This window comes from Tamlana sp. I1, from assembly GCF_015355625.1.
GTDB lineage: Bacteria > Bacteroidota > Bacteroidia > Flavobacteriales > Flavobacteriaceae > Pseudotamlana.
Map to the genome: position 1 here is coordinate 242,369 of NZ_JACLAF010000001.1, position 25,276 is coordinate 267,644.

The window sequence follows — 25,276 nt, forward strand, 5'->3', positions numbered from 1 at the left end:
ATATTTTTAGTAACTTGTTTCTATTACGGTTGTTTTTGCATCGCCCCAAAGACTTTCAATGTCGTAAAATTCTCTAATGTGTTTTTGGAAGACATGAACAACTACGTTAACGTAATCAATTAAAACCCACTCGGCGTTATCCATACCTTCAGTATGCCATGGGTTATCCTTAAGTTCTTTGCTTACTTTCTTCTGAATGGAGTTAACAATAGCGCTTACTTGTGTATTTGACGATCCTTCGCAAATAATAAAGTAGTCACAAACCGTATTTTCAATCTCTCTTAAATCTAGAATATTTATCTCTTTTCCTTTAACATCCTCTATACCACTTAAAATTACGGATATTAGTTGGTCTGCGCTTATATTTTCTTTCGCCATTAATTTGATTTAATTTGTGCAAAGTTATTATTTTTTTAGTTCTTTATACTTTAAAAATATGATAAGATTTAGTCCTGTATCAATAACTTCTTTATGTGTATTATCAAACTTAATGCCATCGATTCTACAAATAGCTATTTAAGAAGCCTTTATGCCTCTCAAACCGTTAAAGATTTCACTGCGGTTATTGCCGAAAAGCAAACCAATGGCCGGGGACAAATGGGCGCTAAATGGGCTTCTCAAGAGGCTAAAAACCTAACGTTTAGCGTTTTTAAAGATGCAGAGTCACTTCAAATAGAAAAGCCGTTTGCTATGAGTATGGTTACGGCTTTAGCTTTAAGAAAAGCATTACAAATTTTTGCTATTCCGCAATTAAGTGTCAAATGGCCTAACGACATTTTGTCAGCTAATAAGAAAATATGTGGTGTTTTAATTGAAAATGTCATAAAACAGAGCCAAATAGCAGCTTCCATTATTGGAATTGGCTTAAATGTGAATCAAATAAATTTTGAAAACCTACCAAAAGCTTCATCTTTAAAAAAAATAACAGGAACTACTTACGATTTAGATGAGTTGGCGCGTACCATCCTGAATTATCTAAAAGATTATTTTAAAGTTTTAAACAATGAAGGTTTTGAAGTGATAAAAGCAGAATACGAATCCTATTTATTCAGAAAAAATAAACCTTCAACATTTAAAGATGCTGAAGGTTTGTTATTTTCTGGATTTATAAAAGGAGTTTCAAATAATGGGCATCTTCAAATTTTATTAGAAGATAACATTATAAAAACTTTCGATTTAAAAGAAGTTACCCTGATGTATTAAACGGCGCTTGGAATATTTCCAGCCAAGGTTTCAATAAATTTACCAATAGGGCCTTTAATCATCATGGCCATCATTGGATTTATATCGCCATCAAATTTTAATTGTACATCGCTTGACGTTTCATCTATTTTATCTATCGCAACAACTAAAGCAAAATCAATTTTTCCACCTGCAGCACCAAGTACAATTTTGTTTGGCGGAATGACCTCTTTCTTTTTAAGTACAATTTCTGGCATCCCTTTTAAAGCAAAAAGAAATTTATCATCGTCTAGAATTTCAAATTTGCTAATGTTTTCAGGCATTAGAGCTTCAAAATTTTTAACATCGGATAAGAAATTATAAACTTCTTCTGGCGATTTACCTACTTTAACTTTTGGGGATTCTAAATTCATAATATAAAACTGTTATTTGTTGAACTGTTTAAACGGTCTGTTGATTTTCTATCAAATAGCATTCCATTCACTCGGATTGGTGTTCCATTCTGATAGCGTTTTTAGTTCTTTTTCAGAAATATAGTTGGTTTCCAAAGCCTGTTCTAACAAGTTTTCGTAATTACTTAAGGTATTTAAGTGGATGTTTTCTTTTTTGAAGTTTTCGGCAGCCACATCAAAACCATAAGTAAAAATAGCAATCATACCTTTTACATTTACATGTGCTTCTTTCAAAGCTTTTACGGCATTTAAGCTACTTTTTCCTGTGCTAATTAAATCTTCAACCACCACAACATTTTGTCCGCCTTCAATAAAACCTTCAATTTGGTTTTTTCGGCCATGACCTTTAGCATCGGGCCTAACATAAATAAAAGGAAGTCCCAAATATTCGGCAACCAACATACCAATTCCAATGGCGCCAGTGGCTACGCCAGCAATAACGTCGGGTTTTCCATATTCTTTTTCAATATGTTTCCCCATCGTTTCACGAATATAATTACGCACTGGAGGGAATGATAAAATAATGCGGTTATCGCAATAAATTGGCGATTTCCAGCCTGAAGCCCATGTGAAAGGGTCTTGAGGGCTAAGCTTAATTGCGTTTATTTGCAGTAAAACTTCAGCCGTTTTTTTAGCAGTGTCTTTGTTAAAAATCATGTTGGCAAAATTACGGATAAATTTAATTTTAAATCAAATCAGTTTATATTTAATGAAAATATTTTTAAACATGGTTTGCAATGTGAACAAAATTAATATTTTTACCTTAAAGAAATAGTTAATAAAGTAGAGCTATGTATAAAGTTTTTGTTGGTGACAAGCCAATAATTTTAACAACGCAAGTGGAGGAGGAAACGAACTTCAGGAATTATTTGTTAAACACAGTAAATCTTGTAAAGGTTATTCGTAAGTTGAACACGACGTCATTAAAGGAAGCCCGATTAATTCATAAGAACCCAGATAAATTACTTAAAAAGTTTTTGAAGAAATTGCCTAATGTAATTGCAGGTGGCGGAAAAGTATATAATGAAGATGGCGATATTTTATTCATTTATAGAAATGATAAATGGGATTTGCCAAAAGGGAAGGCAGAGCGACATGAAACTATTGAGCAAACTGCCATTAGAGAAGTGACCGAAGAAACAGGTGTGGCTGGTTTGCAAATAACCAAACCTTTAGATACGACTTACCATATTTTTAAACGCAATGGTCAATATAAAATTAAAATCACCCATTGGTTTGAAATGAAAACCAATTTTTCAGGAAATTTATATGCGCAAGAGGAGGAAGGTATCACTAAAGTTTCATGGCTAAATACTAATGAAACCCATGAAGCGCTTCAAAATTCTTATGCCAATATTAAATTGTTGGTGTAGGGAGTTAAAAAAGTTATGGTGTTAAGCCTTTGTGTTATTAAGTGGTTTATCTTAAAAATAGGCATTATTATTTAATAATGATATGAATTGTATTTATTCAGATCATACTGTTTTTGGATATGAAAATTAAAACATTATCGAAATTAAATGAAGATAACATTCACTCCGATAAAAATTACAGATAAGAATAAGGTTCTAAAACTATTCAAAGAAGCTGCTGAAAAAATTTCAAAAAAGAAAATTGACCATTGGCAGTATTGGAAAAATCCTCCCATTGACAAAATAAAATGGGTTGAAGCAGGTATTGTTAATAATGAATTTTTCTTTATTAAAAATACTAATGCTGAAACGATTGGAATGGTTAGGATTTTAGATGAAGACTTATTGTACTGGGGTAAGCAAGAAGATCAATCGAAATATATTCATTCTTTAGTGGTTATTGAAGAGTTTGAAGGCAAAGGAATTGGTAAACTGGTGCTTCAAAAAATTGAACATGAAGCCAAAGATAGTGGGTTTGAATACTTGCGATTAGATGCCGATTCTAAAAACCCAAAACTTTGTAATTATTACGAAAATCAAGGGTTTAAAAAGGTTGGAATTAAAGAATTACCGCTATCTATCTATAATTTATATCAAAAAGAAATACATTAAGATTAATTGGCTAAGCCCGATACAAATTTTAAATAATGAATTGGATTTTATTAATCATTGCGGGGTTGTTTGAAGTCGCTTTTGCTGCCTGCTTAGGGAAAGCCAAAACAGCAACAGGTGTAGAATCTACTTATTGGTATTTGGGTTTTTTAATCTGTTTATCTATCAGTATGTATTTGCTTGTAAAAGTGACTCAGGAATTACCAATTGGTACTGCTTATGCGGTTTGGACAGGCATTGGTGCCGTTGGAACCGTTCTAGTTGGTATCCTAGTTTTTAAAGAACCAGCCACCTTTTGGCGTTTATTTTTTATAACCACTCTTATCGCTTCAATTGTGGGTTTAAAGTTTGTTTCTAGTTAGAAGCGATACCTTTTTATGGTGTGTTTTTCATCACTTTTTTTCCTCAAATTTTATCAAATTATAGTTGTATCCATTTTCAATATTTTTTCTTTACTAAAGTCTAAAGTCTAAAGTCTAAAGTCTAAAGTCTAAAGTCTAAAGTCAAGAAAATCAAACGTTATAGTGTCTCTTAAAATCAATTTATTAGACTTCTACTTGCATGACAACATATTAAACTTAAATTTGCACCTCCAAAAAACGAACCATGACCGATTTTATTATTAAGCGTGCCGCAAACGCAAAAAACGATGTTTTAGCAGGAATTACAGTATCTTTAGCTATGGTTCCAGAAGTGGTAGCCTTTGCTTTTGTGGCGCAAATAGACCCTTTAATGGCGCTTTCTGGTGCTTTTATTATCGGATTAGTAGCTGCAATTTTTGGTGGCAGACCAGGCTTAATTTCAGGAGCAGCAGGAGCAGTTGCTGTTATTTTTGTGGGTATGATTGCTGAAGGACATACACGAGGGATGTTATTCGATCAGCCTATTGAAAATATGGGGTTTTTCTACTTAATGGCCTGTGTGATTTTAATGGGAATCATTCAAATATTTGCTGGTGTTTTTAAATTAGGACGCTTTGTGCGACTTATTCCGCATCCTGTTATGATGGGCTTTGTAAACGGTTTAGCCATTGTTATATTTTGGGCACAAGTAAAAATGTTTTCACACAAAACTTTACAGGTTTCGGCAGAAGGCGTTAACGAGTACGTGAATACGTTTATGCAAGGTACCGAGCTTTATATTATGATGGGCTTAGTAGCTTTAACCATGGGAATTATTTGGGTGTTACCAAAAATAACTACTAAAATCCCTGCAGCTTTAACGGCTATTTTAATTACCACTTTGGTTGTAGTTGGATTTGGCATGGACGTATCAACAGTAGGATCTTATATTATTGAAGGCGGAGGAACCGGATTAAAAGGCGAGTTACCAATGCCTAATTTAGAGCTTTGGCAAAAATTACCATTTAATTTAGATACGTTTAGTTTTATACTGCCTTATGCGTTTTTAGCGGCTTGTGTTGGTTTAATCGAGTCTTTAATGACCATGAATTTAGTCGATGAGCTTATTGATAGTCGTGGCGATGGAAATAAAGAATGTATCGCGCAAGGTGCAGGAAATATTATGTCGGGACTTTTTGGAGGTACTGGTGGTTGTGGTATGATTGGTCAGACTGTAATTAATATTAAAGCTGGCGGTCGCGGACGCTTGTCTGGGATTATGATGGCCGTTACTTTGCTTACATTTATTTTATTTACCGATAAGTTAATTGAACAAGTGCCTATTGCTGCTTTAATTGGTGTGATGTTTATGATGGTGATTGAAACTTTTGCTTGGTCTAGTTTCCGTATCATGCGTAAAATACCAAAATCGGATGCTGTGGTATTAATAGTTGTATCGGCAGTAACTGTAATTTTCGATTTAGCTATTGCAGTATTTGTTGGTGTTATTATTTCTGCTTTGGTTTTTGCATGGGAGAACGCTAAACGCATTCGTGCTAGAAAGCGTATGCGCGAAGATGGCACGAAAGTTTATGAAATATGGGGGCCTTTATTCTTCGGGTCAATTACGGCTTTTAATGAGAAATTTGACGTTAAAAATGATCCTGAAAAGGTTGAAATTGATTTTGTAGAATCTAGAGTTAGTGATCATTCGGCGATGGAAGCTATTTTCAATTTGGTGAACAAATATGAAGAAGCTGGAAAACAAATCAAACTGAAACACTTAAGTGAAGATTGTAAAATTCTTTTATACAAATCGAATCCTAAATTTAGAGAAGTTGTTATTGAAGATATTGACGACCCTAGATACCATTTAGCTGAAAACCCAGAGGCGTTTACAAAAGGCCTTTCGGAGTATAAGTTTTAGGGTTGTTGGCTGTTAGTTTTTGGTTGATGGTTTTTGGTTGTTAGTTTAAGATAACGGTTTTAGCTTTGTCTGAAATTAAGCTTATTTTCCATAACTCCATAACTCCATAACAATATTTCTACTTAACCCTAACATTCTTAGGGACCAACTTGGTATAATCCCCATTATTTCGAATTACATCACGCACAATATTTGATGCAATGTATGAGGTTTGGGCAGAGGTTAAAAGAAACACTGTTTCAATGGGTGCTAAATCGCGATTGGTGTGTGCTATGGCTTTTTCAAATTCAAAATCGGCAGGGTTTCTTAGGCCGCGTAAAATAAATTCCACATCTATTTTTTTGCAAAAATCGACGGTTAAACCTTCATAAGTTGCCACTTTTACTTTAGGTTCGTGTGCAAAGGTTTCTTCTATAAATTTTTTGCGTTCTTCTAAAGAGAACATGTATTTTTTGTCGGCATTAACGCCAATGGCTACGATAATTTCATCAAATAAGGTAACGCCACGGGTAATAATATCGTAGTGTCCTAATGTAATGGGGTCAAAAGATCCTGGAAATAATGCTCGTTTCATAGAAATGCCTTTTTTTCATTCCCGCAAAGGCGGAAATCGTATTTAATTTCTTTATTTTAAATGTCCTTATAACAATCTGTAGGAGATAGTAAATTGTTATAAAGATACAATTCTAATAGCTATTCACTTAGTGGTTTCGCTCGTTGCTTAGGAGAGATTAAGGATGGTGTTTTTAGAGAAATGTTAATCCGATTCGTTTATTTAATCCTTGTTCAAAAATCCGGATTAATGTAGAAAGCTGAATATTTCCTTTGGCATTTTCTAATTTGGAAATATAGCTTTTTTTCGTTCCTGCTTTTTCGGCTAACTGCTCTTGAGTCATGTTCGCAGCTTTTCGAGCGTCTTTAAGCATTTCGGAAATAATAAACATTTGGGCATTTTCCTCATATTTGTTTCTGCTTTCAGTCCCTATTTTTCCGTGCTCAACTTCAATTAGTTGATCGAAATCTGTTATGTTTTTATATTTATCCATTTTCATTAGCTTTTTTTTCAAAATACAATTTCATTAATTTTTGAGCCTTTTCAAGTTCCTTTTTCGGTGTTTTTTGCTTTTTCTTTTGGAAAGCATTGAGAAGTATTACTAATTTACCATCATCAAAACAGCAAAATATTCGGTATATATTTGATTGGTATTCAATTCGGATTTCATAAAGTCCGTTTGTTCCAGTTAAATGTTTTAGAAATTTTTCAGGCACACGTTCCACTTGTTTAAGTAGTTCAAATGTATATTGAATCTTTCCTTTTACCTTAATATTCTGTTTTTGATAAAACTCAATGAAATGATTTTCAAAGAAGATTATTTTTCTAATCATCAAACAAAGTTAACTTAAAAGATAACTTTTTCCAAATATGAAGTGTTTTATTATAGTATAACCTAAAGAAATTCAAATAGAATTAAGCTTATTTTTTCAAGGCCTCTTCAATAGCATTATCAAACAAATCAGCTAAAGAAATATTTGCAGCAGCGGCTTGTTGCGGTAAAATACTTTCTCGGGTTAAACCAGGAATGGTATTCATTTCTAACAAGTGCGGTTCACCGTCTTTAAAAATAAATTCGCTGCGACTAAACCCCTTCATTTTTAAAACTTCGTAAACTTTTTTGGCTTGTTGGCTTACATTTTCTTCTTGCGATTTTGTTAATCGGGCAGGGGTTATTTCTTGCGATTTTCCTAGGTATTTAGCTTCGTAATCGAAAAAATCATTTTCTGAAACTATTTCGGTTATGGGCAGTACTTTGGTTTCTCCTTTATAGGTAATCACGCCTACCGAAACTTCGGTGCCATCTAAAAAAGATTCAATAATAATTTCGTCGTCTTCCTTAAATGCCACATCGATTGCGTTTTGCAAATCTTCTTTTTTATGCACTTTACTCACACCAAAACTACTGCCTGCTTTATTGGCTTTTACAAAGCATGGTAAACCTACTTTTTCAATAATGGCATCTTCATTAAAGGTATCGCCTTGATTTAAGTAAAAAGATTCTGCAGTTTTTATGCCGTAGGGTTTTAATACGCTTAATAAATCACGTTTGTTATAGGTTAAACCAGCCTGATACATGTCGCAGCTGGTGTGTGGGATGTTTAATAATTTAAAATAGCCCTGCATATAACCGTCTTCACCTGGCGACCCGTGAATGGCGTTAAACACACAGTCGAATGTGATTTTTTCACCCTGTACGTTTACCGAAAAATCATTTCTATCCATAGGGAATTCATTGTCGCTTTTATCAACATATACCCATTTGTCTTTAAAGATATGAATGCGGTAGGCGGTATATTTATTAGGGTTTAAAGTTTCGTAAACAACGTTTCCGCTGGTAAGGGAGATTTTGTATTCGCTAGAATAACCGCCCATGATGATAGCAATATTTTTTTTCATCATTACTTTTATTTGGTGAATTCCGTTTGTAGGGAATATGATTAAAACCTGGTTTAAGACTATAAATGGCAATAAATCGACATTTATTTTAGTTAAGCTAAAATATCATATAAATGCCAAAAGAAAAAACAGTTCTGTTTTTATATATTTGTGCTACTGAAAAATCTATAAATGAGCTTAGTTAAATTTATTACCAGTAAAACATTTTTAAAGCAAATTGGGTTAGCTATTGTAGCTGTAGTTGTGCTTTGTTATATTATTTTAAAATGGTTGAATATTACAACCAATCATGGCGAATTTGAAACCGTTCCCGATTTAAAAGGCAAATCGATTCATGTGGCTCAAGTGATTTTAAAAGATAATAAATTAGAGATTAAAGTTCAGGATTCTGCCAATTACAACCCCGATTATCCTAAATATTCGGTAATTGATCAAGAACCTGTGTCGGGATCGAAAGTTAAGGAAGATCGAAAAATTTATGTTACCGTAAATCCTTCAGGATATCGAAAAATGACCATTCCAGATGGTTTAATTGATAAAACTTTCCGACAAGTAAAACCAACTTTAGAAGCTTTTGGTTTTAAAATTGGCAAAATTACCTATGTAGATAACATTGGTAAGGACATGGTTTTAAAATTATCAAACAAAGGAAACACACTTCATGCTGGCGATAAATTAGAAAAAACGTCTGTGATAGATTTACAACTAGGAAACGGCAACCGCCCTTAATTTATGGATGATTATACACCGCAATTACCAGACGAAGACAATTTGTTTGAGCATCATGCTTTTACAGTAGATAAAGGGCAAGCACCACTTAGAATAGATAAATATTTAATGAATTTTATTGAAAACGCCACGCGTAATAAAATTCAAGCTGCTGCCAAAAACGGTAGTATTTATGTGAATGATGAGCCTGTAAAATCGAATTACAAGGTGAAGCCTAACGATAAAATTAGGGTCTTGTTTTCGCATCCGCCCCATGAAAATTTATTGGTTGGTGAAGATATTCCAATTGATGTAGTTTATGAAGATGACGACCTTTTGGTTGTAAATAAACCTGCCGGAATGGTGGTGCATCCAGGTCATGGAAATTATTCGGGAACGCTTATTAATGCCTTGATTCACAGGTTTGAAAATTTGCCAAATAATTCTAGCGAACGCCCAGGTTTGGTACATCGAATTGATAAGGATACTAGTGGTTTACTTGTAATAGCCAAAACTGAAGAAGCAATGGCACATTTATCCTTACAATTTGCTAAAAAAACCAGCGAACGTGAATATGTAGCTTTAGTTTGGGGGAATATTGAAGAAGATGAAGGCACTATAGAAGGCAATATTGGACGTCATCCTAAAAACAGATTACAGAACACCGTGTTTTTAGACGATGAAGAAGATAAGGGCAAACCAGCAGTAACGCATTATAAAGTCTTAGAACGTTTAGGCTACGTCACTTTGGTGTCTTGTAAGCTTGAAACAGGACGTACACACCAAATTCGTGTACACATGAAGCATATTGGACACACCCTTTTTAACGATGAACGTTATGGTGGTGAAAAAATATTGAAAGGAACAACTTTTACAAAGTACAAGCAGTTTGTAGATAATTGTTTTAAAGTCCTGCCAAGACAGGCTTTACATGCCAAAACTTTAGGTTTTGTACACCCAAAAACATCAAAATTTATGAGTTTTGATACGCCAATTCCAGATGATATTCAGGAGTGTATTGAAAAATGGAGACATTATTCTAAACATCAAGATCTCTAATTTAGAGTTTGATTGTAAATTATATAAATTAAAAAAGGTAGCTGTTTTTAAATGGCTACCTTTTTTTATGATGTGTTTTGGGTATTCAAGCGGAGTCGAGAACAATAATTTTGTCAAAAAATCACTTCTCAACTGCGCTCCCTGAAAATATGGGATTAGAAACTTGTTTAATTTGATGCAGAAATAAATGTGCTCCACACAAAACTCCAACATGCTTTATCACTCTGAAGCTCTGAAGCTCTGAAACTTTGTGACTTTGAATCTTTGAAACTCTGTAACAATTTATCCAACTGAAAGGGTACTCGATTCCCCTCGAAGACCTTAATTACTAAACCAATTATTTAAACCAATTTTCGGTGATTGTTTTTTCTATGTCTAAGTCGTTTTTATGTGTAAACTCATTTTTGGTGGCGTTATACTCATAATCGTTTTCCCAAGTTTTATAGTTTTTAGCAACGTCTTCAATGGCATCACAAATAAAGTTGATTTCTTCGTTGGTCATGGTTGGGTGAATAGACATTCTAATCCAACCTGGACGTTCTATCAAACAACCATCTAATATTTTCTTTTCAATAGATCTTGATGTGGTTTCATCTACATTTAATAAGTAGTGACCATAGGTGCCGGCACATGAACAACCACCACGTGTTTGAATGCCAAACTGATCGTTTAAAAGTTTTACAATTAAATTGTAATGCACATTTTCTATGTAAAAAGAAAACACACCCAGACGGTCTTTATGCTTAGGTGCTAAAATATTTAAATTACTAATTTTAGAAAGTCTTTTAAAAACGATAGCATTTAATTCATGCTCGCGATCTAAAATATTTTGAACTCCCATTTTATCCTTCAACTGAATAGAAAGTGCAATTTTTATGGCTTGTAAAAAACCAGGAGTTCCGCCGTCTTCACGGGTTTCAATATCATCTATATAATCATGGTCGCCCCATGGGTTGGTGTAATTTACGGTACCGCCTCCAGGGTTATCGGGTACTAAATTTTTGTATAGTTTTTTATTGAATACTAAAACTCCAGAACTGCCAGGGCCACCTAAAAATTTATGTGGTGAAAAGGTGATGGCATCTAAATATTTGTCTTCATCTTTAGGATGCATGTCTATAGCTACATAAGGTGCAGAACAGGCAAAATCGACAAAACACAAACCATTGTTTTGGTGCATGATTTTGGCAATTTCGTAGTAATTTGTGCGAATACCAGTCACGTTTGAACAGCCCGTAACGGCAGCTATTTTAATAGGGGATTCTTGATGTTCTTTTAGAAGTGTTTTTAAACTTTTTAAACAAGGTAATCCTTCTTTATTTGAAGGAATGACTTTTACTCTAGCAATGGTTTCTAACCATGACGTTTGATTAGAATGATGCTCCATATGCGAAACGAAAATCACAGGGCGTTTGGCATCAGGAATCTCTACATGGTCTTTTAAATTTTCATTTAATTTGATGCCTAAAATACGTTGAAACTTGTTTATGGCACCCGTCATTCCTGTACCAACCGTAATTAAAACATCGTCTTTAGAAGCATTAACATGGTTTTTTATAATGTGTCTGGCATCATGATAAGCTCTCGTCATTGTCGAGCCTGTAATAGAGGTTTCGGTATGTGTGTTGGCTACAAAGGGACCAATTTCATTGAGTAGTTTTTCTTCAATAGGTCTGTATAATCGACCACTAGCCGTCCAATCGGCATAAATAATTTTTTTCTTTCCGTAAGGTGAAATAAAATAAGTGTCGTTACCAACAATATTTTCTCTAAATGGGGCAAAATGAGTTTCTAATTTAGATTGAGATGTTGTGTTTTTCGAACCAACAACACCTTTTATAAGATTACTTATTTTATTCATTTTTAATAGTTGTTTTAGTGAAGTACTTCACTCAATTTAAAAAGAAATAAAGGTAATTATTTTTTAATAATATTGAGTTTGTAGTTGTTAAAATTGTTGTTTATGGGTTTAAATGCTTACAAATTTAATTGATTTAGGCTATAATGTTTTATTTTGAAAACTTTAAAAGGGCTTGAAGAAGTTTCTATTTCAAATTAAAAAACAATTGTATGGCTTTAGGAGGTAAGTCTTTATTAGCATCGAAAACCACATAGTGTACGGCAGCATTTATTATTGAAATCTTTTTTTTAACCTTTCTTTTTTGTTTTGAAAATAATTTCAATCTTAAACAATTTAGGAGCTTATTGTTAACGCTTATTGTGGCTTTTTATACTGGTTAAATTGGTTTAAAAAGCGGCTGCTTTTAGATTAAAACAGCCGCTTTTTGCATCTTTAATTTTGACTAACTCAACTTTATAACATTAAAGTTTATAAAAGATGTTTTTATATTATTTTAAAGGTTGACCATTTTCGTCTAACGAACCAGATTTTATAATGATTAGTTTATCTAGATCAATATATTTTTTGATACTTGTATTAACGGCTTCTAAGGTTACCGCATCAATATCTTTAGGGTATTGGTCGATATAGCTAGGGTCTTGACCGCGTTCTAAAATATCTAATAAAGCACTCGATAAGCCGGTGGTTGTCGCTAAACTTACTTTATAACTCCCTTTTAGATTTGATTTATAAGAGGCTAATTCTTCAGCAGTAACGCCATCATTAACCCATTTGTTTATTTGAACCATAGTCGCATCCAATCCTTTTTGAAATAAGCTTGGGTTAAAAGAAGCATTTACCAACCAAAAACCACCTGTATTAACTTCACCTGAGTGTTGTGCGCGAATGCTATAGGTTAATCCGTCGTTGTCTCTTACGGTTTGCATTAATCTTCCAGAAAATCCGCCGCCTAAAATATTTGTCCCCATATAGAATGGTAAGTAGTCTTTATCCATTCTCTCAATGCCTGTATATTCACCAATAAACAATTCTGCACTTGGTTTTTCGGCAATGGTAATTACTTTTGTTAAGGCCTCAGATTTTGTTGGGTTTTTAAATTCTGCTTTGGTTTTAATACCGCCTTTCCAACCTTTAAAGGCTTTGTTTATCGCATGGTATAAGGTTTTGTTATCCACATCTCCAACAGCAACAAGGTGCATTCCTGCAGGACCAAAATAGGTTTTATGAAATGCTTTTACATCTGCTAAAGTAGCAGACTCTAAGGTTTTAATTACATCTTCAGTGCTTGATGTATAATTAGGATGCCCTTTAGGATATATGGCTTGAGAAAGTGCAGTTCTTCCTTGTGCAGCAGGACTTTCTAAGCTCTTTTTTATGTTTCCTAACATGCGTTCTTTTAACAAATCGAATTCCTTTTGGTCAAATAAAGGTTCTCTTAATTCTTCAGCAAGTAAGTTGATAACTTCAGTTAAGTCTTTTTTCAAACATTTAAAATTGATGTCAATAGTGTAAGTTCCAGCTCCTACAAATAGTCTTACCCCTAGTTTATCTAGTTTATTTGAAAATTGAAACTTATCATTTTTTAAAGTACCATTGCTTAACATTTGAGTAGTTAACCCAGGTATGCGTTCATTGCCGTTTGTGTTTAAATAGTTTCCAATAGGAAAGCTAGCATTTACTGTAAGGAAATCGTTTGCTCCAGTTTTAGCGGTTAAAACATCGATTCCAGCAACAGTTTTTCTTGTAAAACGGTCGTTGTTTGCAGTTGGCTGAATGCTCTCGTAAGCCGAAGTAATTTCAGTAAATTGTTTTTGTGAAACGTTTTCAGAATGATCATCGAAGCAGGAAGCATCATGATCGTGTTTTGGGTTTCTGAAGTAATTTTTGCTATCCGTATTTTGCATAAATTCTGAAGCTTCTTCAGTAGTTTCCTCGTTACTACCAGATGTTTTTGGAATAAAAAATCCAGTGGTACTTTGGTCTTCAACTAAATAGGTGTTGGCAACGCGTTTTACATCATCAGCATTTACTTTTTTAAGTCGTTCCACGCTGTTAACATAATCGGTCCAGTCGCCACCAGCAATGGCTTCTGTTAATTGCCCTGCAATGCTACCAGAACCATCACGAGATAAAATAGTTTGTGCTGAAATTTTAGCCACAATACGGTCTACATCTTCTTGCAGAACCCCTTCATCTTTCACTTTTTCAATCATGCTTAACATTTTAGCATTCATGTCTTCAAGATTTTTATCTGCAGCCAAACCAAGGCTCACACTAAAAAGACCAACATCTGCAAAATTGGATGCCCCTGCATAACCATAAAGAGCTAAACCAGTATCAACAAAAGTTTTGTTGATGGTAGATGAGGTTCCAGAGCCAATAATTTCGCCTAAAATATGTAATGCAGGTAAATCGTCATGCATACGACCAGGAATCTTGTAAGCAATAGAAATTAAGCCTTGCTGACCTGGTTTTTTGATAGTGATACGTCGTGGTCCTAATTGCTCAGGCTCTTCGGTATAAATTTCAGGAATGCTATTTGGTGCTTTGGATATTTTACTGAAATATTTATCAATTAGTGAGAATAATTGGTCTTTTTGAAAATCGCCAATAATCGTTAATGTGGCGTTATCTGGCCAATAGTAAGTGTTGTAAAAATCTTTTAAGGTTTCTATAGGCATGTTTTCAATATCCGAACGCCAACCAATAGTGTTATGGTGATATGGGTGCGCCATATAAGCTGTTGCCCAAATTTCTTTATCTAATAAGCGGTTTGGACTGTTTTCACCACGTTCAAATTCATTTCTAACCACAGTCATTTCAGAATCTTTATCTTCTTTTAGCAATAACGAATTACGCATACGGTCGGATTCTATATGAAGTGCCAATTCCAATTGATCGCTTGGAATGGTTTCATAGTAGTTGGTTCTATCTTTCCAAGTGGTAGCATTCATTTTTGCGCCAATACCTAGTAACACTTTAGATATTGAGTTGCCGTTACGTTTGTTAAAAGTAGGAGTGCCTTTAAAATTTAAATGTTCTAAAAGGTGTGTTGAACCTGTGTTTCCTGTTACTTCGTGTTTTGACCCTACGCGATATACTATTTGTACGGTAACAACGGGAGCCGAATTATCCTGTACCAACAAGATATTCATGTTGTTTGGTTTATACAGGTATTCTTCAATGCCTTGAAGTTCTTTTACTTTTGAAAAGTTTGCGTTGTTTTTTTGAGCATAGCCAAATAAGGATACTGCCATAAACAGTACAATTGCCGAAATAATTTTGAACTTTGGTTGTTGTATCATGGTGAGTTGTTTTATTATATAGAGGCATTAAATTGATTCTTCCCCTATTAAAGAAATGTTAAATTAATTTTTTAAGAACTATTTGTATGGTTTCTAATATCAAACAAAAAGGAATTAGAAAGGGTAAAAATAACTGTTGATATTTAGTTTTTATAGCGTTTAGGTTTTGTTGTGTCAATTCTGTGTTGAAATTACGGTTGTTTCAGTTTCGAATTATGGTTGATTTTTACTTGTGTACTTTTAATGCGGTAGTAAAGTTTTAGAACTATAATTTTTATGGTTTATAAACTGGAATCCTTAAATTGTTCCGCATATAAATTTTTTATGAAAGTTAAATTTAAAATATTCAAAGAAGTTGCTTTAAACCTGAGTTTTACTAAATCTGCCGAAATTTTAAATCTGTCGCAGCCTGCGGTGTCTAAAACCATTCGCAGCCTTGAAGACACTTATAAAAAGACTTTTTTTATTCGCTTAGGGAACAATATAGAACTCACGCCCGATGGACTTGAGTTTTTAGAATATGTTGAAAAAATCCTTGCCCTTTATGCCGATTTAGACAATCATTTTTTAACTCTAGATCAAGACGAGCAAAAGCATATAAAATTTGGGGCGAGTACGACTTTAGCCGATTTTATTTTACCGCAAATTTTAGCCAAATCAGAAAAAAACACGCCAAATACCAGCATTCAGTTAATTAGTGGGAACACCGAGCATATCGAACATTTAATAACAGGATTACAATTAGATTTTGGAATTATTGAAGGCAGCAGCCACAACAAACAATTGCAATACCAAAAATTTATAAAAGATGAAATTGTTTTGGTAACCAGCGCGAATAACCCCAAGTTTAAAACGGGCATGTTGCAATTAAGTGATATTGAACATTTACCAATGGTAGAGCGTGAACTTGGCTCTGGAACTCGCGAAATTATTTATAAAAAACTTAACGAATACGGTATAAAGCATTTAAATTCTAACGTAACGTTGCACAGTACCATTGCGATTAAAAATTATTTATACCATTCCAAAAGTTATGCTTTACTATCTATTCACTCTGTAAGCGACGATTTAATAAACAACAAACTTAAAATTATCGATATTCAGAATTTTAATCTTGAACGTTGGTTTTATTTTGTTTCCCGCCAAGGGTTTCAGTCGAAAACTAAAGATTTTTTCGAGAAATTAATCAAACTTAATCATAACTAAAAGTTATTACATATAACTTTTTTTATTTCATTTGTATTATAATGAAGGCTTACCTTTGTTTTAAAATTCACAAACAGTTCTCTGTAATTATGGAACGTAAAATGAAACGTCGTAAAACATATCGCAAAGCAAAAATTATGGTTTTAAAGCAAACCGTAATCGACCCTATCGATCATTTATGGTCTTTTATTGGTGCCTTTTTTGGAATTGCTTTAATAGGAAGTTTACAAAGTATAACCTTATCCTCTTTGGATAACATCTTCTTAATTGGTTCGTTTGGTGCTTCGGCAGTTCTAATTTATGGCGAGACTAGTAGTCCGTTATCACAACCAAGAAATTTGGTTGGCGGCCATCTGTTAAGTGCTTTTATAGGTGTACTTATTGCGAAGTTAATTCCAAATCCCGAGTTAAGTTGGTTGGCTTGCGCTTTAGCCGTTTCATTAGCTATTGTGGTTATGCAAATAACAAAAACCATGCATCCGCCAGGAGGCGCAACAGCGTTAATAGCCGTAATAGGAAGTGCTCAAATTAAAGATTTAGGATTTTTATACGTTATTAACCCAGTAGGGATTGGTGTTTTAATTTTACTAATAACGGCCTACATTACCAATAAATTTGCTCGCCATAGGCAATACCCTGTTAAGCAAAATAGAAAATAAAGCGCATAGAATTTTATTAAGCGCATACTATAGAGGTTATCTAAAAAGTATAATTGATATCATATTGAGTTTGTCGAAATATTTCTAACTGATTGCTAATCACTATCAGTTTTGACAAGCTCAACCTGACAAATCAAATTTACTTACTTTTTAGATGGCCTTTTTTTTATTTCTATTCAGAATTAAACCAATTGCTTATATTTCAGTCTAAAGTTTTAAATCTCCAAAGCTATGAAAACCAGACATCTTCAACATTTGTATTTTAGAGCCGGATTTGGTTTAGATTATAAGGCCATTCAGCAATTAAAAAAACAGTCTAAAAAAGAAATTGTTGCCAAGTTATTCGAAGCCTCTAAAAAAGTAGAACCGCTTAGTCTGGATCTTTCGGAGTTTGAATCGTATTTTAATTCAGATTACAAAAAGCCTTCAACAGTTGAAGAAAAAGCGGAACAACGAAAACTTCAAAAATTAGGTCGTGAAAAAACGATAGAATTCAATGCTGCATGGATTAATCGATTAACAACTTCAGAAGCTGTTTTAGCCGAAAAAATGACCTTGTTCTGGGCCAATGTTTTTGTTTGTCGCGATAATTCGGTGTATCACATGCAGCAGTATAACAATATGCTTAGGCGTTTTGCATTGGGTAATTTTGGCGATTTTGTGAAAGTAATGGCGCGTCAAGCTTCCATGAGTAAATACCTAAACAATAGGCAAAATGTAAAGGCGAGCCCAAACGAGAATTTTGCCAGAGAACTCATGGAATTATTCACTTTAGGGGTAGGAAATTATACTGAAGCCGATATTAAAGCATCGGCGCGTGCCTTTACAGGGTGGTCTTTTAAGCGCGATGGGTCTTTCTTTTTAAGAAAAAGGCATCATGATTTTGGTGAAAAAACTTTTTTTGGACAAACTGGTAATTTTGATGGTGATGCTATTATTGATATCATTTTACAACAAAAACAATGTGCACGATTTATTTGTGATAAAATTTACAGATATTTTGTAAATCCAGAGCCAGATACCATTCATATTGAAGCTTTAACCAATCAGTTTTATAAAAATTACAATATTAAAGATTTAATGCTTTATCTATTTAATTCCGATTGGTTTTACGATGAAAAAAATATTGGCTCCAAAATAAAATCACCCATGGAACTATTGGTAGGCATACAAAAAACCGTACCTATTACGTTTCAAAAAAAGAAGCAACTTCTATACATTCAACGGGTTATGGGACAAGTGCTTCTATATCCGCCCAATGTGGCTGGATGGAAAGGCGACAGAAACTGGATAGACAGTAACACACTTATGTTGCGACTAAAACTGCCAGCTATTTTGCTAAATAATGCCGTAATTAATATAGACGAAAAAGGCGAATTAGAAGATGATTTTGAAGCCTATTACGCTTCAAAAAACAATAAACAGCGGTTTATAAAAACAACTAAACATTGGGAAGTTTTTGAAAAAGAATACCATGATGTATCCCAAAAGGATATAAGGCAAACGCTTATTATTGCTAAAATAGATCCAGATACCGAAGCGCTTTTATCGCGTTTAAAGTTTGAAGATCAACGTAATTATTGTATTCAATTAATGTCTATTCCAGAATACCAACTGTGCTAAAATGTAAATTATGAAAAGACGCGATTTTATTAAACAGAGTACTTTAGCGAGTAGTTTATTTTTTGTGCCTAATTTTATTAGCGCCTTTCAAAAGGTAAATAAAGCTACTTTAGGTCATAAAAAATTAGTGGTTATTCAGTTGGCTGGCGGTAACGATGGACTAAACACCATTATACCTTATACCAATGATATTTACTACCAAAACAGACCAGAAATTAGCCTTTCTAAACCCGATCTTATCAAGGTGACTGATAATCTTGGGTTTCATAAAAATTTAGGTCCTTTAAAAAATTTGTTTGATAAAGGTTATTTGTCGGTTATTAATAACGTGGGGTATCCAAATCCTAATCGTTCTCATTTTAGATCGACAGATATTTGGCAAACAGCAAGTGCTTCAGATGAATTTTTAACTTCCGGATGGCTAGGTAGGTATGTAGAAGAATATATTAAAAAACCTTACGGTGGCATTGAAATAGACGATAGCTTGTCTTTAATATTAAAAGGAAAAAACTTAAACGGTATTGCTACAAAAGATCCTGCTATTTTAAATAGAAATATGCAAACACCGTATTTTAAAAAGGTGTTAGACACCCAAAGTGATGCGCATTTAAGTGAGCATAATTTGGGCTATTTATACCAAACTATGATTGAAGCTCAATCGTCGTCAAAATATATTTACGAAACCTCGAAAACGTTTAAAAGCAAGCAAGAATATCCTAACGATCCGTTTTCAAAACAGCTAAAAACAACAGCAGAATTTATTAACTCTCATTTAAGTACTAGCGTGTATTATGTGGCCATGGGCGGTTTCGATACGCATGCAGGACAGGCAAACAAGCAAGGAAAATTGTTAGATGTGTATGCAAATGCCATGGATGCTTTTGTAAAAGATTTAGAAGCCAACGATACCTTTAAAGATACTTTAATTCTAACTTTTTCTGAATTTGGCCGTCGATTAAAACAAAATGCAGCGCAAGGTACAGACCACGGTGCTGCAAATAATGTATTTCTAATTGGGAAAAATTTAAAAACGCCTGGTTTTTACAATGAAGTACCAGATTTAATGAATTTAGATAGCAATGGCGACTTAAAATATACGGTAGATTTTAGGTCTATTTACGCGACCATTTTAGATAAATGGCTGGCAGTAAACGATGAAACTATTTTAAACAAATCCTTCAGTAAAATGCATTTGGTTTAGTTTCAGCCTTCCATTTTTTTTAATTCATATTAACCAAATTCACTCTCAATAAACTAAGATTCTTTTTTCTGTTGTTTAAAGAGTAGATTTATAAAAAAAGGCAGTCTTAATTTCTTAAGACTGCCTTTTAAATTAAAAATATGTTACTCTTTTATTATTTTTTAATGATTTTATAAATCTTAACTTCAGTGTCTGTTTGAATTTTCAGAATGTAAACACCTTGATCCCAATGTGCTGTATTAACATCTAAAATAGAATTTTGTTTAGTATTAGAAATGATATTTTGAATCATTTGTCCTTTAGAATTAAAGATACTAACAGAATTTAAGGTGGTATTTTGGGCGTTAATTCTTAATGATGTTGTAACAGGGTTAGGGTATAGGCTTAAACCTGTTGACTTATTAATGGATTTGATATCTAAAGTTGTATCATCGGATTCGTCTTCAGAAAATTCTTCACCTCTAACTCTAATATCATCAATTTTATACTTCGAGCTCCCTTCAGCTGTAAATCGAATTCCAAAATTTGAAGTTTCTTCTATCATGACATCTGGTTTAATAAGGTACCAAAGCAATGCTGTGTCTGTCCCTTTTGGTAAAATAACATCTATTCTATTCCAATTTACGCCATCTGTAGTGATTTCTAATTTAAGATCTGAACCATCTTGATTGTTTCCGTTTTTCCTAACTGAAAACTGAAATGATGTTCCTGTATACCCTATTGTATTGATACCATTTATTTCAAAAGTTTGATCTACTTCAGTAAGGAAAATGTGATGTCCGTTTGAAGCCCCTTCATAGGTGCCGTCATTCGATTTATCATCAAATCCTGTATTCCCAGAATAATATGAAGTCGGGTTGTTATAGCATTCATAAGAATCTACAGTAGCATCATTGGAAGGTGAGCATCCTGTTTCGTCGAAAGTTTCACTAAAAACCGAGGATAATATAGGTTGTATAGGTGTTGTAAAATTATCACCATTTACCCAACTCGAAGTACCGGTAATGCAATTCTGGCGTACTCTCCATTCGTAAGTTGTTTCGGGAATTAAGTTGTCGAATTGATGATTAAGTTGATTTTGAATTTCGGCTGATTCCCAAACACCACTTCCTGTTTCTTTAATTTCAAGTTGAAACGTGTTTATGCCATCTAATTCAAAATCCCAAGATAAAATTACTGCAGAATACGTGATACTATCTACATTAAGCGCTGTTGGCGCATTACATACTTCGTCTTGACCAAAGTCGATTAAAAGATTGTCAATGGCGTGAAACGTACCTCCTCTGTCGTTAGAAATTTCAACAAGAACCTGAATAGAGTTGCCTTCTAAACCATTGGTAGACAATTCAACAAACATGTCGTCTTCAGGGCTATCGCCAACTAATTGATCTACGAGTTGTGGTTCACCGCCATCTAAAATGACATATAATTTAATGAAATTAGACTCTTCTTCTCTAAAATTGTCTCCTTTCTCCTTAGCGTCTAAGCGTACGCGTACTTTTGAAATTTGAGAAATGTCTATGACTTCGGTTTTAAAAATAGCAACGCCGTCTATATCTCTAGCTTCTAAAATACCATCGTCGGTTACTTTAACATAATCGTTTTCATCGGCTAAATCGGTGTTTCCAAAATCAATTGACCAGGCTGTGTACCCTAAGTCTTCAGTTGAATTTGGCACTAAATCAAAGGTTTCTAGCCAAGGTACATCAGGTCCATTTAGAGCGGCTGTACCCCAAGAAAAAGGATTGTTGTCAGTTAAGTTTACATCAGAAAACCATTGGTTTGCTTGATCGACATCACTTCCTTGTTGGTTATCTGCTATTTGAATTTCAAAGCCAAGTTCTGTTAAGTTAACCGGTATAGTACCTAAGTCATCCCAAGGAATGGCTATTTCATATACATAACCAGCTGCTATGGTTTTAGCTGCAGATTCGGTGTTGTTAAGCATACCTTGTAGGTTTATAACCGTATTGTCGCTTGTAATTACAAATTGATAATCGCTGTCGCCTATAATGCTTTTTTTATCATTATTGATATCTAAAGCCAATTGAATATGATCAGCCATCACATCCGAACCTTTGTTAATAGTCGCATCTTGAACTCTTACAAGTATATATAGTTTGTCTCTTGTATAGGCTAGTTTAAATTTATCTCTAGTATCTGTAGTTGTTCCAAAAAGGTTAGCATCTATGTTTTGCCATGTAATAGCATCCCATTGATCATCTTGAATTCCATCTATTCCTATTGGTGTATCCACAAAGTTTATTGGAATTGGCGTTCCTGTTTGTGTTACTAAAATTTCAATCTGTTTTGAGCCTGCATTTAACTTTACAGTAGCTATCCGATTTTGTGGTGATGTATTAGCTTCTGTTGTTGTAAATGTAATGGTTGCGTCTCCAGTTCCTGAAACTGTGTTACTAGATAACCAGCTAGGCAGGTTTGTTAAATTCCAGCTTGTTGTACTTTCAATAGTTAATGTGTTTTCACTATTGATTATTGAAGTAAACCTTAAGGCACTTTTGTCAACTTTTACCGCCGTTTCCATGACACCTGTGTCAATTAAACGTTTGTAAACTCCTGTTCCAAATGTAGGAATGTAATAATTTACATCACCATTAATTTCTTTAATTATTTTAGAATCGGAGCCGGCATCTCTAGAATAGATAAGATCATGACCTTGATCGTCTGTTGAAAAATCAACCCAATCAACTTGTGTTAAAGATGAAATGGTGCCTTTAAAAACCCCAAGTCCTTTTTTATGTTTTGAGTTTTCTGTACCTACAAAAATTTGATCTTTATAACCAGCCATTAAGCCAAAAGCAATCGTTTCATTGGGTTCTACCCAAACTTGCGGACGAATATTTAGTGTTTCTTCAATGGTTAATCCAGTTCCTATAAATCGAGATTCTGAATTCCAGCCAGCTTGATCTGGGTCTTGAAGTAGAAACACTTCTGTATTGCTAGAATTTGTTAGGGCAACAGCTACACGTGTGGTTCCATTATCATCCCAAACATACATGTCTTGAATCGTTGTATCATACATTTCCCAGCTCCATGTGTTTGGTGCTGTACGGGTTCCTTTGTATATATCTTTCCCTGAAGCCCAAATAACATTTGAATTGTTTGGATCGACAAAAATATCGTTAAACGAACTTATATTACGCATTCCAGGGGTTGAAATTTCAACCCAATTGGCCTCGTTATTGTATACGGCTTCAATATCTTCTGTAGCAAAAATGCCACCTACACTATAGGTTGATCTCAATCCTAAATACACACGACTAGGGTGTAATTCATCTAATGCAATCCCTTGAACTTGTCTATTAGGTAGTCCATTAATAATATTAGATTTATCTGATCCACCACCAATTAAACGCCAATCGCTACTTTCAGGTTGGGTGGTTAAATCGGTGAGTTTTCTAGCGTAGAATTTACCTATAGTTAAACTGGCTATACCGTAACCCGGACGTGTATCCATTAATACTATAGGTGTGCTTGTATGTGTAATAGCAACCGATTGAGCATTGGTAATACCTCTTGGTACGGTGTTTTTTGTCCAACTTTTACCATAATCCCAGCTTTCTAAAATACCTTGGTCGGCATTTCCTTGAATAGCATAATTACCATAAGAATCTACATCGTAGGATACTGTATTAGCGAAACCCGTAGAGTACCAGGTATGCTCTGGTCCAAAACTTTCGGTCGATTTTTTTGTGTAAATAGGTAACCAGCTATCTTCATTATATGGCCAGCCGCTAGCAGCAGGATCATTACTGTAAAAATAATTATTTCCTCCACCAGATATAATTCTTCTTTCTGGCCAGCTAACAGGAGTATATCCATAAGTTCTAGAAATAAGACTTGCATTTTCCCATCCTTCTTCGAATTTAAAATCGCCGCCTTTAGAGAGTACTTGCTGCCAGCTGTTTGTTGTTACATTTCCTGAAGCATCAAAATTTATAGTGCCTTCAAACAAGCCCACGCGATTTTCTCTGCCAAGAAATACTGTGCCAACCAACACTTTATGAGATGTTGCCGTAGAACGTGGGTCTACAGTTGGGTTAAACCACTGTGGTTTATCCGATAAATTATCACTTACCTTCACCCATTCTGGTGTAGATGCACTCATGTTAGATGTTTTTATGGTGTATATGGCCCAATTCCGATTTCCTGTTTGAAAAGTAGCATATAATCTTGAACCATCTGGAGAAGCACCAAGTCCTGAAAGACCGCCACTAAATTTATAGCCATTAGGATCTATTGTAATGCCATCACTTTTATAAACCGTCATGGTTTGAATTCCTGCATCTTCACCTAAATAAGCATCCGATGGGTTAGGAATACGATTAAATGCTGTTCCCGAAGCATCGGTTGATACATATAAACCAGATGCTGTTCCAAGGTAAATAAGTGATGTTACCGGGTGGATAAATGCGTTATAAACTTGATAGTATCCCGGCGTTGTTTCATATACTATTTTTGTGAATGTGCTCCCACCATCTTGTGATAAGTAAATATATCTTTCACCTGTAAGTTGTTGTAAAGGGTCGGAGATACTTGGTTGAATTTTTTGAGGATCTTTTGTGAGCCAACTCGGCCCTAAAACAATAGTACTACCGTCTGTATTAAAGGCAATAGTTGCAATAGCATCTGCTTTAGTTTCTGGTATGAGTGTCCAATTTTCCCCGTTATTAGTCGATATATGAGCTCCCCATAAACTACCTTGTAAAAGGTTTCCGTTTGGTGATTTTCGTATTTTGAAGGCCATACCATGGCTTAAGTCTCTTCCTATAAATTCCCAGGAATCGCCTAGGTTGTTAGACACATAACAGCCTTCCATATCACTAGATAGCCACAATTTATTTGGTGTATCTGGATCTAAATATATATCTTGTATTTGTCCGCCACCACCAGGGGCCATTGTTATCCAATTACTTTGCGAAAAAAGCAAAGGAGAACATGTAATAAAACAAATTATAAATAATTTGAATTTTAAAAGTTGTTTTTTACCCATAATTTCATTTTTAATAATTAATCTTAGTTTAGATTTTGAAATTACTTAATGGGTGGGCTGAGAATCGATTAATTTATAAATTAAAAGACTTTAATTTTTTGAAGACAGGTTAGCTTTATCAATAAAATTCTTATTGTGTCTAGGTTTTATGGTGTTTTTTCTCTTGATTAAAGGTGTTTTCTTTTTCTTGTTTTTTTTTACTGATTGCGCTTTTTGGGGCAAACTAAACCTCTTTGAATTTTTAATATAGAAGAATTTAAAC

21 protein-coding genes are annotated in these 25,276 nt (G+C 34.1%); 11 read left to right on the plus strand and 10 right to left on the minus strand.

Features of this window, described 5'->3' with window-relative positions; translation table 11 throughout:
• Nucleotides 1–6: 6 nt before the first annotated feature.
• On the minus strand, nucleotides 7–378 hold the full coding sequence (gene rsfS / locus H6X70_RS01000; protein WP_194765809.1) for a ribosome silencing factor: 372 nt from the start codon (nucleotides 376–378) through the stop codon (nucleotides 7–9).
• 93 nt (nucleotides 379–471) lie between these two features.
• On the opposite strand from rsfS, the gene H6X70_RS01005 reads away from it, so the two are divergent.
• Entirely contained in the window at nucleotides 472–1,203 is a 732-nt protein-coding gene (locus tag H6X70_RS01005) for a biotin--[acetyl-CoA-carboxylase] ligase (RefSeq protein WP_194765810.1), read from the plus strand.
• Here H6X70_RS01005 and H6X70_RS01010 read toward each other — a convergent pair.
• Both H6X70_RS01010 and pyrE read right to left on the minus strand, forming a co-directional pair.
• Nucleotides 1,200–1,595 carry an SRPBCC family protein gene (locus H6X70_RS01010; RefSeq protein ID WP_194765811.1) on the minus strand — a complete coding sequence of 132 codons (396 nt, stop codon included), beginning with the start codon at nucleotides 1,593–1,595 and terminating at the stop codon, nucleotides 1,200–1,202. The genes H6X70_RS01005 and H6X70_RS01010 overlap by 4 nt on opposite strands.
• 51 nt (nucleotides 1,596–1,646) lie before the next feature.
• Nucleotides 1,647–2,291 carry an orotate phosphoribosyltransferase gene (pyrE, locus tag H6X70_RS01015; RefSeq protein WP_194765812.1) on the minus strand — a complete coding sequence of 215 codons (645 nt, stop codon included), beginning with the start codon at nucleotides 2,289–2,291 and terminating at the stop codon, nucleotides 1,647–1,649.
• A 134-nt stretch (nucleotides 2,292–2,425) separates the two neighbouring features.
• Between pyrE and H6X70_RS01020 the strand changes: the two genes are divergently transcribed.
• From H6X70_RS01020 to H6X70_RS01035, 4 genes are all read left to right on the plus strand, one after another.
• Nucleotides 2,426–3,007 (plus strand): NUDIX hydrolase, encoded by a 582-nt coding sequence (locus H6X70_RS01020; RefSeq protein ID WP_194765813.1) that lies wholly within the window; start codon nucleotides 2,426–2,428, stop codon nucleotides 3,005–3,007.
• 147 nt (nucleotides 3,008–3,154) lie between these two features.
• The gene (locus H6X70_RS01025; RefSeq protein WP_194765814.1) at nucleotides 3,155–3,658 is read left to right on the plus strand and encodes a GNAT family N-acetyltransferase; all 504 of its coding nucleotides are present in this window, start codon (nucleotides 3,155–3,157) and stop codon (nucleotides 3,656–3,658) included.
• A gap of 35 nt (nucleotides 3,659–3,693) precedes the next feature.
• Nucleotides 3,694–4,020, plus strand: a complete 327-nt coding sequence (locus tag H6X70_RS01030; protein ID WP_194765815.1) for a DMT family transporter — start codon at nucleotides 3,694–3,696, stop codon at nucleotides 4,018–4,020.
• A 244-nt stretch (nucleotides 4,021–4,264) separates the two neighbouring features.
• Complete coding sequence (locus H6X70_RS01035) at nucleotides 4,265–5,926, plus strand: SulP family inorganic anion transporter (protein WP_194765816.1); 1,662 nt, start codon at nucleotides 4,265–4,267, stop codon at nucleotides 5,924–5,926.
• Between the two features lie 118 nt (nucleotides 5,927–6,044).
• Here H6X70_RS01035 and coaD read toward each other — a convergent pair whose 3' ends face one another.
• The 4 genes from coaD to H6X70_RS01055 form a co-directional block, all read right to left on the minus strand.
• Complete coding sequence (gene coaD / locus H6X70_RS01040) at nucleotides 6,045–6,500, minus strand: pantetheine-phosphate adenylyltransferase (protein WP_194765817.1); 456 nt, start codon at nucleotides 6,498–6,500, stop codon at nucleotides 6,045–6,047.
• A gap of 172 nt (nucleotides 6,501–6,672) precedes the next feature.
• Nucleotides 6,673–6,972 carry a helix-turn-helix domain-containing protein gene (locus tag H6X70_RS01045; protein ID WP_194765818.1) on the minus strand — a complete coding sequence of 100 codons (300 nt, stop codon included), beginning with the start codon at nucleotides 6,970–6,972 and terminating at the stop codon, nucleotides 6,673–6,675.
• Nucleotides 6,965–7,312 carry a type II toxin-antitoxin system RelE/ParE family toxin gene (locus H6X70_RS01050; protein ID WP_194765819.1) on the minus strand — a complete coding sequence of 116 codons (348 nt, stop codon included), beginning with the start codon at nucleotides 7,310–7,312 and terminating at the stop codon, nucleotides 6,965–6,967. Before H6X70_RS01050 ends, H6X70_RS01045 begins: the two co-directional genes overlap by 8 nt.
• An 88-nt stretch (nucleotides 7,313–7,400) precedes the next feature.
• The gene (locus tag H6X70_RS01055; RefSeq protein ID WP_194765911.1) at nucleotides 7,401–8,378 is read right to left on the minus strand and encodes a D-alanine--D-alanine ligase; all 978 of its coding nucleotides are present in this window, start codon (nucleotides 8,376–8,378) and stop codon (nucleotides 7,401–7,403) included.
• Nucleotides 8,379–8,549: 171 nt separating this feature from the next.
• Between H6X70_RS01055 and H6X70_RS01060 the strand changes: the two genes are divergently transcribed.
• Nucleotides 8,550–9,107 (plus strand): PASTA domain-containing protein, encoded by a 558-nt coding sequence (locus tag H6X70_RS01060; RefSeq protein ID WP_194765820.1) that lies wholly within the window; start codon nucleotides 8,550–8,552, stop codon nucleotides 9,105–9,107.
• 3 nt (nucleotides 9,108–9,110) lie between these two features.
• Nucleotides 9,111–10,145 carry an RluA family pseudouridine synthase gene (locus H6X70_RS01065; RefSeq protein WP_194765821.1) on the plus strand — a complete coding sequence of 345 codons (1,035 nt, stop codon included), beginning with the start codon at nucleotides 9,111–9,113 and terminating at the stop codon, nucleotides 10,143–10,145.
• Between the two features lie 337 nt (nucleotides 10,146–10,482).
• Here H6X70_RS01065 and H6X70_RS01070 read toward each other — a convergent pair whose 3' ends face one another.
• Both H6X70_RS01070 and H6X70_RS01075 read right to left on the minus strand, forming a co-directional pair.
• The gene (locus H6X70_RS01070) at nucleotides 10,483–12,006 is read right to left on the minus strand and encodes an aminotransferase class V-fold PLP-dependent enzyme (RefSeq protein WP_194765822.1); all 1,524 of its coding nucleotides are present in this window, start codon (nucleotides 12,004–12,006) and stop codon (nucleotides 10,483–10,485) included.
• 488 nt (nucleotides 12,007–12,494) lie between these two features.
• A complete protein-coding gene (locus H6X70_RS01075) occupies nucleotides 12,495–15,311 on the minus strand; it encodes a M16 family metallopeptidase (protein WP_194765823.1) in 2,817 nt (938 codons plus the stop codon).
• 324 nt (nucleotides 15,312–15,635) lie between these two features.
• Between H6X70_RS01075 and H6X70_RS01080 the strand changes: the two genes are divergently transcribed.
• The 4 genes from H6X70_RS01080 (at nucleotide 15,636) to H6X70_RS01095 (ending at nucleotide 20,000) form a co-directional block, all read left to right on the plus strand.
• On the plus strand, nucleotides 15,636–16,517 hold the full coding sequence (locus H6X70_RS01080; protein WP_194765824.1) for a LysR family transcriptional regulator: 882 nt from the start codon (nucleotides 15,636–15,638) through the stop codon (nucleotides 16,515–16,517).
• A gap of 89 nt (nucleotides 16,518–16,606) precedes the next feature.
• Nucleotides 16,607–17,176, plus strand: coding sequence for an HPP family protein (locus H6X70_RS01085; protein ID WP_228530225.1), 570 nt, complete (start codon nucleotides 16,607–16,609; stop codon nucleotides 17,174–17,176).
• Nucleotides 17,177–17,407: 231 nt separating this feature from the next.
• The gene (locus H6X70_RS01090) at nucleotides 17,408–18,799 is read left to right on the plus strand and encodes a DUF1800 family protein (RefSeq protein WP_194765825.1); all 1,392 of its coding nucleotides are present in this window, start codon (nucleotides 17,408–17,410) and stop codon (nucleotides 18,797–18,799) included.
• 10 nt (nucleotides 18,800–18,809) lie between these two features.
• A complete protein-coding gene (locus H6X70_RS01095) occupies nucleotides 18,810–20,000 on the plus strand; it encodes a DUF1501 domain-containing protein (RefSeq protein WP_194765826.1) in 1,191 nt (396 codons plus the stop codon).
• A 154-nt stretch (nucleotides 20,001–20,154) separates the two neighbouring features.
• On the opposite strand, the gene H6X70_RS01100 is transcribed toward H6X70_RS01095, so the two are convergent.
• Nucleotides 20,155–25,014 (minus strand): sugar-binding protein, encoded by a 4,860-nt coding sequence (locus H6X70_RS01100; protein WP_194765827.1) that lies wholly within the window; start codon nucleotides 25,012–25,014, stop codon nucleotides 20,155–20,157.
• Between the last annotated feature and the right edge of the window lie 262 nt (nucleotides 25,015–25,276).